This is a genomic window from Candidatus Methanoperedens nitratireducens (genome assembly GCF_000685155.1).
Classification (GTDB): Archaea; Halobacteriota; Methanosarcinia; order Methanosarcinales; family Methanoperedenaceae; genus Methanoperedens; species Methanoperedens nitratireducens.
The window spans coordinates 381,854-390,298 of record NZ_JMIY01000002.1 but is presented as its reverse complement, the minus strand read 5'-3'; the positions used below and the strand labels follow the sequence as shown (position 1 = coordinate 390,298).

The 8,445-nt window shown below is 42.2% G+C and carries 10 protein-coding genes; 1 reads left to right on the top strand and 9 read right to left on the bottom strand.

Going from position 1 to position 8,445, the window contains the following annotated elements; genetic code table 11:
• Nucleotides 1–209: 209 nt before the first annotated feature.
• Entirely contained in the window at nt 210–350 is a 141-nt protein-coding gene (locus tag ANME2D_RS17900; protein WP_157833981.1) for a hypothetical protein, read from the bottom strand.
• 30 nt (nt 351–380) lie between these two features.
• Here ANME2D_RS17900 and ANME2D_RS18810 point away from each other — a divergent pair, with 30 nt between their 5' ends.
• Nucleotides 381–509 carry a hypothetical protein gene (locus ANME2D_RS18810; RefSeq protein WP_277812909.1) on the top strand — a complete coding sequence of 43 codons (129 nt, stop codon included), beginning with the start codon at nt 381–383 and terminating at the stop codon, nt 507–509.
• A gap of 24 nt (nt 510–533) precedes the next feature.
• On the opposite strand, the gene ANME2D_RS05915 is transcribed toward ANME2D_RS18810, so the two are convergent.
• The 8 genes from ANME2D_RS05915 to ANME2D_RS05885 are packed head-to-tail and all read right to left on the bottom strand — an operon-like array spanning nt 534 to nt 7,662.
• The gene (locus tag ANME2D_RS05915) at nt 534–1,250 is read right to left on the bottom strand and encodes a M48 family metallopeptidase (protein WP_048089802.1); all 717 of its coding nucleotides are present in this window, start codon (nt 1,248–1,250) and stop codon (nt 534–536) included.
• A 1-nt stretch (nt 1,251) separates the two neighbouring features.
• Complete coding sequence (locus ANME2D_RS05910) at nt 1,252–4,281, bottom strand: type I restriction endonuclease subunit R (RefSeq protein ID WP_048089800.1); 3,030 nt, start codon at nt 4,279–4,281, stop codon at nt 1,252–1,254.
• Between the two features lie 3 nt (nt 4,282–4,284).
• Nucleotides 4,285–4,506, bottom strand: a complete 222-nt coding sequence (locus tag ANME2D_RS05905; RefSeq protein ID WP_048089798.1) for an HTH domain-containing protein — start codon at nt 4,504–4,506, stop codon at nt 4,285–4,287.
• Complete coding sequence (locus ANME2D_RS17295; protein ID WP_048089796.1) at nt 4,503–5,669, bottom strand: restriction endonuclease subunit S; 1,167 nt, start codon at nt 5,667–5,669, stop codon at nt 4,503–4,505. Before ANME2D_RS17295 ends, ANME2D_RS05905 begins: the two co-directional genes overlap by 4 nt.
• The gene (locus tag ANME2D_RS05895) at nt 5,659–6,765 is read right to left on the bottom strand and encodes a PDDEXK nuclease domain-containing protein (RefSeq protein ID WP_241763312.1); all 1,107 of its coding nucleotides are present in this window, start codon (nt 6,763–6,765) and stop codon (nt 5,659–5,661) included. The genes ANME2D_RS17295 and ANME2D_RS05895 overlap by 11 nt, the downstream gene beginning before the upstream one ends.
• 55 nt (nt 6,766–6,820) lie before the next feature.
• Entirely contained in the window at nt 6,821–7,063 is a 243-nt protein-coding gene (locus tag ANME2D_RS17895; protein WP_157833980.1) for a hypothetical protein, read from the bottom strand.
• Entirely contained in the window at nt 7,060–7,413 is a 354-nt protein-coding gene (locus tag ANME2D_RS05890; RefSeq protein WP_048089792.1) for a DUF5615 family PIN-like protein, read from the bottom strand. The genes ANME2D_RS17895 and ANME2D_RS05890 overlap by 4 nt, the downstream gene beginning before the upstream one ends.
• Nucleotides 7,414–7,662 (bottom strand): DUF433 domain-containing protein, encoded by a 249-nt coding sequence (locus ANME2D_RS05885; RefSeq protein ID WP_048089790.1) that lies wholly within the window; start codon nt 7,660–7,662, stop codon nt 7,414–7,416.
• Nucleotides 7,663–8,445 lie beyond the last annotated feature (783 nt).

The following is an 8,445-nucleotide window of genomic DNA, read 5'->3' as shown; positions in this document are numbered from 1 at the left end:
TTCTCAGCTCTGGAAAAGAGCACATACTCAAAGCTTTAGCTTAAAAAAGGTGAGTAGTTACCGATTTTGAAATAACACCGAACTGGTACGAGTTCGTATTGAGTTCGCTGTGAGTTCGTTGTTAATTCTCCTGAACCTCGCTGGCGCATCGGGTTTGCGGAAGTGCCGTAAATTAATTTAGTACAATTTTCTTTAAAATCTTAACTGTTCTATGCACTTACACCAGTCTTTTTCGCTGCTTGCATCCAGACTTTTAGCATGTTCTCGGCAGCTTCCCATTCCATCCAGTCGTCCTCCTCCGGGATGGATGCGTCTTTTTCCAGTTTCTTTGAAAAGGCACCAAAGGACATACCGTATAGAACCTTGCGGATAAAAGCTTTTTGTTGACGAGAAGGGCACTTAGAGAGCTATCCGATGCGGGGCAAAATTATACTGATTATGAAGAACATGGCATGGGTAGAGCAGGCGATGGTGATGGGGGCAGAGGTAAAGTCGCCTTAAAAGGATAACATTGAGATTTTAGGCGCGTATCTTTAGTAACTCCAAATTTCATGGCTCAACATTGAGCGATTCAGCTCTTCTTTATAGAAATGCCATTGTGGCATAAATTTATCCATGTAGGCTACAAAACGGTCGTTGTGGTTGCGTTCTAAAAGGTGTATCATTTCATGTACGATAATGTATTCAAGACAATGTTCCGGCTTTTTTGCTAATTCAAGATTTAACCAAATTCGACGATTTGCAATAGTGCATGTGCCCCATTTTGTTTTCATTCGCTTAATACCCCAATCACTCACGTTCACCCCAGTTATCTTTTGCCATTTATCAATTAGTGCCGGTATTTGAGCTTTAAGTTGCCTGCGATACCATTCTGTAAGTACTTTTTCTCGTTGCTCTTTAGTGCTACCTTCTCTGACGTAAAGATCAATATGGGTTATTTTGCGAATTTCTACTCTGGGGATAGCGTTACAATAAATAACATTTAATAAATAACGCTTGCCTTTGTAATAATGGCTTTCACCGGACACAAACCTGCGTTCTGATTGACGTTCTTGATTTTCAAATTTAAATTGCTGTTTTTTTATCCATGATAATTTTGAGATGGCAAAAAGGCGAACAGCCTCATCATCTATTTTCAAAGGTGCAGCAATGCGCACCCTGCCGTTGGGTGGATATACTCCAAGATGCAGATTTTTAATATCCTTTCTTACCACATCTATTGATATGTTGCCTACCTTAATTTGATGCATATTAATATTCGCTCTGATTTTTTACTAATTCAAAAACACGTTCTACTTCCGCATCGTCTTTAACGTGTTTTCTTATCGCATATTTTACTTCGCGTTCCTTTATTATATTACCTCGCCATCCGTCTTTTTTCGTGTGACAAATTTCAGCATCCAGGGCCATCGTAAGTTCTTCATCCTGACATAAATTATCATACAGGGCTCTTTTTGCATTGGAATTCAGTGTTTTAGGATAGGTGGCTGAGCTGGCGGGATTTTTTGCTTTTTTACTTAATTCGATGATTCTGGCTAAATATTCTTCATAACTTCTGGCTTCTTCTTTTCGTTCTTTGATCAATTCATCCAGAAGTGCAGACATTTTCTCGTAATACTTCGGATTAGTTGGCATTTCATCAATGATCAGTTTGCGCATATTATTTTCAATGGTTTCAGCTACGGCTTCTTTGTTTCGGTTTATGCCTTCTGGCAATGCGGCTACAGCATCTACACCCCGTTTTACGATCAACTCGATCAGCGTCATGTCATCGAAAGCAGAAATTTTTTCACTTTCATTGGCGCTGATATAGGTGTCTATCAAATGACGCATGGCTGGCTCGTAGGCTTTTAAATCAATGTAATCGCCACTTGCCAGTTTTACCTCTGCACGAACATTTTCATAATACTTAACATCATTTTTTATATGTTCGGTTTCTTCTGGCGTATAACCTGCTTTCTCCATTTCACTGGCAATGCTGGCATAGGCTCTGACCAGCGCGGACGTATGCTTATATAACGCTATGCGTTTTGGTTCATTTTCTTTTAATTCGTCTTTATTTTCCGTGTTGCCACAGAAGTAACGTCTATAAGCCAGAGAATCTTTTGGCGGCGCCACAGGTTCGCACAATGCTTTGATACTTTCAAGTGCATTGTCTAAATGTTCCCTTGCTTCCTTCAAACGGTTACTTAACAATCCACCCACATCTTCCCTGTCGTAAGCATCAAATGCGCCGGAAGTATAATCATCTACTGATTTTTCAAGACTTTTGAACAGGTCTTTGTAATCAATGATATAACCATATTCTTTATCCTCACCATCTAAACGGTTTACCCGGCAGATCGCCTGGAACAGCCCGTGGTCCTGCATGCTTTTATCAATGTAGAGATAGGTAGCAGAAGGGGCATCAAAACCTGTGAGCAGCTTATCCACCACAACGAGCAGCTTCATCCGGGCAGGCTCATCTACGAACTTCTTTTTCACTTCATCTTCAAACGTTTCTGGATCTTTACCATCCAGCATCTTCTGGTAAACTTCGTATTTTTTCAGTTTATCGGTAGGCGAGTCTTCGCCTGTGCTTTCGCCTTTTAGATCGCTGGTTGTTGGTGTGTATGAGGTAACAATCGCACAATTTTTTAATCCCGCATTTTGAAACAGTTCATAATATTTACATGCTTCATAAATACTGCCTGACACAAGCATGGCATTACCCCGCCCGTTCTGCAGTCTGTCCTTTGTCGCCATGTCCAGCAGGATATCGGCTACTATTTTGTCTAACCTTGAGCGCGAACTGAGGACACGTTTCATGGTTCCCCATTTCTTTTTGAGTTCTGTTTTAGCAAAGTCAGTTAATCCTCTGGTCTTTGCCTCAAACCACTCATCGATCCTTGCCTGCGAGGTGATATTCTGGTCAACGTTTCGCGCCTCGTAGCGCAGGTCAAGTACAACCTTATCAGCAACGGCTTCATCGAATTTGTAGGTGTGAATGTATTTGCCAAATACTTCCAGGCTTTTTTTCTTATCTTTTTTGAGCAGGGGCGTGCCTGTAAAACCGATCAACAAAGCATTGGGTAAGATTTTTTTCATGGCTTCATGCAGCTTGCCAGACTGGGTGCGGTGGCACTCATCCACAAATACATAGATATCGCCTTTAGCCCTGAAGTCCCCGGGCAGACTTTTCTTCAGGTCTTCAATATATGCATCATAATCGGCTTCTTCTTTGTTGCCGAATTTATGGATAAGCGAGCAGAGAAGCCATGGCGTTGTTGAATTTAATTTTTCAATTAGATCGCTTCCGCTTTTGGTTCGATAAATGTCCTCGCTAACGCCTTTGAACACTTTTTCAATTTGTTTATCCAGCTCATCCCGGTCGGTTATGATCAGCACCCTGGCATCTTTGATATTCTCGCGTATCCATTTGGTGAGCCAGACCATGACAAGGCTCTTGCCGCTGCCCTGGGCGTGCCAGATAATGCCGCCTTCGCGTCTGCGCAGGCTTTCCTGTGATGCCTTTACTGCAAAATATTGATTATGACGGCACAGCTTCTTTATGCCGCGGTCATACACAATAAAATCGTGCAGCATCTCCAGAAACCGATCTTTCTGGCACAACTGGATGATATGCCTGTCAAGAGTGTTCTCTATGCCGCTTTCTTCTTTCCAGGCGAGGTAGTATTTTTCATGGGTTCCTATAGCACCATAGCGGATACCCTCGGTGTCGTTGCCTGCCATCACCAGTTGAATAGTGGCAAAAAACGGACGGATAAAAACCTGCTTCTGGTTGTCGATGTTCTGGCGGACCCCTTCGGAAACGGATATGGTACTGCGCTTAAGTTCCAGTACCCCCAGCGCAATGCCGTTGACATACAGCACCACATCGGGGCGTTTTTTGTTTTCGCCTCTTACCGTAACCTCTTCGGCTATGGCAAAATGATTTTTGTCCGGATATTTCCAGTCTATCAGCCATACGGTCCGGGTATTCTCTCCCACATCTTCCTTCACCTTTACGCCATAGCGCAGCAGGGTATAAACATCCTTATTGATGTCGTACAGGCTCTTGCTCTGGTTTGTCGCCGCCTTTGTAAGCTCGTAAATGGCTTTGCCAATAAGCGTCTGGCTATAGCCTCTCTCGGTCAAGTATTTGCGTAAAATGTCCTCTTCTATGTTGATGTTGTTCTCACGGTCTTCCCAGTTGCCAAGATATTCATAGCCCAGTTGTTTCTGGAACAGGGTTACTACACGGTTCTGTGTGAGGCGTTCTTTTTGCCCTACTGCTGGCATAACTTATCCCCTCATAATTTTCCAATACCCGCCTTTAGCCGAGCCGATTCTTGCAAGTTTGCCCTCTTGCTGCAAGGTCTGGAGGTTTCTTTCGATTGAGCGTGTCGTTACACCAATTAATTCTGCAAGTTCCGGTATAGTTATCTGGTTATTTGAGCTAATTGCCTCCAATATTTTCACCGACGTTTTCACCGACGTTTTCACCGACGTTTCGTCTGGCTTCATACCAACCTTGTCCTGCCGGTGAGCAATTCCTGCATCATGCCCTGCTTGAGTGCTCTGTACTTATCCCGTTTTTGTTCCAGGGCTTCTATTTCGGTGTCCATATCGCTGAGGATCTGGGCGATGGCGGTTTGTTCTTTTACTGTTGGAGGAAATGACAATTCAATTTTTTCAATTGTAGAGGCGTTCAGACTGGGAACTCCGGACGCTTCATTATAAGAATACCAATCTATAAGATTGAATTTATAGAAAATGAATTTTGGATTTGTATTATCTGAAACCTCCGTAAAAAAAAGAGTATCGATTGTCCAAAATGGAGTTTCCATGTACCGTGGGATATCAATAGTTCCTTTTCGCCCAATTAATACAGATGGTTTGTCGTATAAAAATATGTTGGCTCTTCCAATTTCACCACCTGTGCCTAAAATTGGGTATAAACCATTTTCATCAATTATACCTTGTTGGCTCTTGCCATGTCTAACTTTCAGCACTTCCCCTAAATTTTTCACTTCCCACTCCCCACCAAACCCCGGCAGGCGTTTCTTGCCTGTGAGGAGCTGCTGCATGGCGCCCTGTTTGATATTTCGCTTTTTGGTGATAAGCTGCTCCAGTGCGGAAATGAGTGCATCCACATCGCTTAAGGCGGAGGCGATGGCTTGCTGTTCGGGGAGGGGTGGGAGCGGTATTGGAATTGATGACAAAGTATCTCTGGTTATTCCTTGTATTGAAGTTCCTTGATTTTGACTTTGTAAAGTAGATTGATTAAAATCAAAATATCTATAAAGATATTCTGTAAGTAATTCTTCATTCTTGACATAAATTCCAGTGAAATCTTGACTTATTGCTACATCAAATGGTGCAATTGCTAACTTACCTACACCAGTTCTTGATACAAGCAAGAGGTTTCCCTTTTCAATAACATTTGTTGAACTGTGCTTTACTGCATCATTTGTAATATATCTTCTAATTGCAGAAACTTCTTGGTTTAAAATATCGGCACCTGTTATCCAAGGAATATTTCCATTCCAATAATTTTCAAATTGTGTTGAAGGTGTACCTCCATTTACGAATTTCCTAACGATCTCCCCCAACTTCTTCACCTCCCAATCCACCGGAATAACACCCACATCCGTTTGTTTATATCCTTCAGGTATATTACTCATCATTTTCTCCCCTCAACTCTGCCTCAATCTCTTCAATACTTGGGAGAATACCGTTCAATTCTTTCGGTAATGATTGAGTTATCTGGCGTTCCCAGTTTGCTACACCAATCGGATTGATATAGCCTGCCAGGGAATATTCAACCATCATCTTGTTTTTAGATTTAACAAGCAGTAACCCGATAGTTTTTTTATCATTAGGATGGCGCAGCAGGTCATCAACAATATTAAGGTACATATTCAGCTTACTGATATATCCAGGGTCAAATTCACCCGCTTTAAGCTCTACTACTACATAGCACCGAAGTTTAAGATGATAAAAAAGCAGATCAATATAGAAATCGCTTCCGCCAACTTCTAAGTGAACCTGCCTTCCTACGAAAGCAAAACCCAGTCCTAACTCTAAAAGGAACTTTTGGATATGGTCGATCAGTTTTTGTTCCAGTTCGGCTTCTCTACGCGGATCAGCCGTACCTAAAAAATCAAAAATATAAGGGTCTTTAAATACCTGTGCTGTCATGTCCGATTCAGCCGTGGGTAAAGCAACTTTAAAATTATTGACAGCCGAACCTTCTCTTAGATGCAATTTCGTTTCTATTTGAAACACCAGCATGTCTTTACCCAAACCGAGTTCCAGGGTTTTATGCGCGTACCAGAGTCGAAGTTCGGGATCATCCAGTTTATCCAGAAGCGTTAAATTGCTGCGCCACGGAATTTGTGCAACGGTGCGTTGCACTATTTCTCTGTCTGGCCATGCTTGCGCAAATTTTCGCATATATTTGAGGTTTCTTGGCGAAAATCCGCTCATATCAGGGAAAGCGGCTTTCAAATCATGAGAAAGGCGGTCAATGATTTTTGCGCCCCAGCCTTCGGATTGTTGGCGTGAAAGTATGGACTTGCCAATTTCCCAGTACAACATTATCATTGCTGCATTGGCTGAAAGCAAGGTTTTGAGTCGTTCGCTGATAATGCGTTCCTTGAGATTCTTTAAAAAAGATTCATATCCTTTAGGCATGTCTATTAAGGCAACAGGTGCGGGGATAATAGCCCCGGGTTTTTTTAGTCCCATTGATTTGCGATTGTTAATGTCAGATTTTTTCACTTCTCAATCCCTCGGAACAATTCCAACCTCAGTTTGCTTAAATCCTTCCGGTATCTCACTCATCGCCGCTTTCCTCTTTATGTATCCCGCCCGGTTCCGCTTCAAGTTCCTCAACGCCCGGCAGGCTGGATCTAAGGTTTTCCGGCAGGGCGCGGGTCAGTTCATACCCGGATGGCAATTTTGCCATGGCATGTGGCAAAAAGGCATCGATTTTTTGACAAACAGAGGACGCGGAGAGTACAGAGAGTTGTAGTTTTGCTCTGTGGACTCTGTGCACTCTGTGTTTTACAACATTCATATTTTTCCGGTTATTCTGACAGTAGTTTCTGTTACAACAATGAACTTTCCGGGAAGGGATTTTTCATAGTTTTCAAGCAAGCGGTTCAGTACAGCTATTTTGTTTGCAGCTCGTTCATCTTCAAGACGCAAAAGTATCACACCTTTATGTTGCTTTTTCTCTCGAAAAATAATCTCACCAAAATCTTTATCATTTGTGATCAGTATGCGATCTTGCTCGCAGGCTTTCTGGATAATCTCTCTATCATTCGCTCCCCTGATCTCATCAAATACAGAAGTCACATCATGATTTTGCCGGCGCAACCACTGTGCTACCGCAGGCCCTGTGCATTCATCAACAAGGAACCGCATCTAACAAGCCTCTGCGGTCAAAGGCATAAATGTGGTGTCTTCAAGGGATTCTGTTGCAAATAGCAAACATGCTCTTATATCTTCTCTGGTTAATCCTTTGTATTCTTCAAGGATTTCCTCCACAGAAGCGCCGTGCGCTAATAATCCCAGGATATACTGCACCGTAAGTCTTGTTCCCCTGATCACAGGTTTTCCAGCCATAACGTTGGGATCAAGTGTGATGCGTTCAAGCAATTTTTCAGCTTTCATAGTTTTTCACCTTATCATTATTATTTTCTCTCTCTATATAAAGATCATTGATTGCTTTTCATAAAGTATTGGAAATCCTAATAAAATATTACTCATCGCCGAGCCCATCCAATAATTCCAACTTTTCAAATAAGCTCTCTGTGCCTGGTATGAAAAAGTTCAACTATATCGCATCTTAGATTCCGATGTGGTTCAGCTAATATAAAACAACGAACTGGTACGAACTCGATACGAACTCGGGCTTATGAGTTCGTTTAAGTTAGTTTTGAGTTCGTTGTTAATCGTCTTTTTCATGTTCATTTATGAACAGCGTTCATAGTCGACTCTGCGACTCTGTAGCTTCCTAAAAAACTTGCCACTGAGACGCGGAGAACACAGAGGTTACAATCAGGATTTCTTAACCTGTTATCCCGTTTAATTATTGGATGGGTTCCTCATCGTCGCTTTCCTCTTTATGTATCCCGCCCGGTTCCGCTTCAAGTTCCTCAATGCCCAGCAGGCTGGATTTTAGGTTTTCCGGCAGGGCGCGGATCAGTTCATACCCGGATCGGGAAACAGGTTGTTTCCTAATTGATGTATTTGCTTTATTTTCTTTTTATGCTTTCCAGTTTAGACATACTTTAATTCCTTTTGTATGTAGTTCCAGAGAGCAGGTTTTCGTACAACTCCTCCTCTCAATACGAGATCGACTTTAACACCTAAAATTGCTTCAAGATAATCGACTAAGAGCCTATCCGAAAAGTAGAAGAATTACAATGTAGGGTAATGTGGGGTAATGACAAC

Excerpts from the sequence above, each read along its gene's own strand:
- ANME2D_RS17900 (WP_157833981.1), bottom strand. The coding sequence starts at position 350 with ATGTCCTTTGGTGCCTTTTCAAAGAAACTGGAAAAAGACGCATCCATC.
- ANME2D_RS05915 (WP_048089802.1), bottom strand. The coding sequence starts at position 1,250 with ATGCATCAAATTAAGGTAGGCAACATATCAATAGATGTGGTAAGAAAG.
- ANME2D_RS05910 (WP_048089800.1), bottom strand. The coding sequence starts at position 4,281 with ATGCCAGCAGTAGGGCAAAAAGAACGCCTCACACAGAACCGTGTAGTA.
- ANME2D_RS05905 (WP_048089798.1), bottom strand. The coding sequence starts at position 4,506 with ATGAAGCCAGACGAAACGTCGGTGAAAACGTCGGTGAAAACGTCGGTG.
- ANME2D_RS17295 (WP_048089796.1), bottom strand. The coding sequence starts at position 5,669 with ATGATGAGTAATATACCTGAAGGATATAAACAAACGGATGTGGGTGTT.
- ANME2D_RS17895 (WP_157833980.1), bottom strand. The coding sequence starts at position 7,063 with ATGAATGTTGTAAAACACAGAGTGCACAGAGTCCACAGAGCAAAACTA.
- ANME2D_RS05890 (WP_048089792.1), bottom strand. The coding sequence starts at position 7,413 with ATGCGGTTCCTTGTTGATGAATGCACAGGGCCTGCGGTAGCACAGTGG.
- ANME2D_RS05885 (WP_048089790.1), bottom strand. The coding sequence starts at position 7,662 with ATGAAAGCTGAAAAATTGCTTGAACGCATCACACTTGATCCCAACGTT.